1 protein-coding gene is annotated in these 907 nt (G+C 69.3%); it reads right to left on the reverse strand.

Going from position 1 to position 907, the window contains the following annotated elements:
• Positions 1–14: 14 nt before the first annotated feature.
• On the reverse strand, positions 15–907 hold an 893-nt coding region (locus EN781_RS33350), incomplete at its 5' end, for a diaminopropionate ammonia-lyase (RefSeq protein ID WP_127400770.1).

Below are 907 nucleotides of genomic sequence, written 5' to 3' on the forward strand. Positions count from 1 at the left end.
GCCTGGCCCGGCCTTCAGGCGATGATCCGGCGATCGTCTCCGGCGAGCCCCGCCCCGCCGCTCTCGCCGGAGACGATCGCCGGATCATCGCCTGAAGGCCGGGCCAGGCGGTTCATCACCGAAACCGCGTCTTCCTCGTCCACAGTCATGAAAGCATCGCCGATCCGCGACAGCACGCGCCAGGCGACGAGCGAGGGCTCGTAGCATTCGAGCATCGCCATCACCGTGGGCTTGGTGTGCGCAATCGCGACCGGCCGTCCGGCCTTTGCGGTGGCGTAGACGCAGGCCGCCCGCGCGGGCTCGACAACGACTACCCTCGGGCGATGCTCGCCAAGCACGATGGCGAGATGGCCGGCCACCGCCGCCGCAAAGCCGCCGACGCCGGCCTGCAGGAAGACATGGGTGGGCGACTTGGGCAAGCGCCTCAGCGCTTCGCGCACGATCACGGTGTAGCCCTGCATCACCAGCCCCGGTATCCGTTCGTAGCCCGGCCAGGACGTGTCGGAGACGACGGACCAGCCGCGCTCGGCGGCGACGCGCGCGGCTTCCCTGACCGACTGGTCGTAGTCGCCGGCGATGCGCACGATCTCGGCGCCGAAGCGGGCGATGGCCGCCACGCGTTCGTTGCTGACACCTGAATGGACGAAGATGACGGACCGCGCGCCGACAAGGCCGGCGCCCTGCGCCACCGAACGTCCGTGATTGCCGTCGGTCGCGCAGGCGAAAGTCATGCCGGCGGCAATCGCCTTGACGTCAGCGCCATGCAGTTCGGCGACATCGACCGAACGGCCGAGCCGGTTGCCGGCCTCCTCCAGCACCAGATGCATGACGGCATAGGCGCCACCCAGCGCCTTGAAGCTGCCGAGGCCGAGGCGCTTGCCCTCATCCTTGATGTGGAGCGCACCAA

Source organism: Mesorhizobium sp. M4A.F.Ca.ET.090.04.2.1, assembly GCF_003999085.1.
Classification (GTDB): Bacteria; Pseudomonadota; Alphaproteobacteria; order Rhizobiales; family Rhizobiaceae; genus Mesorhizobium.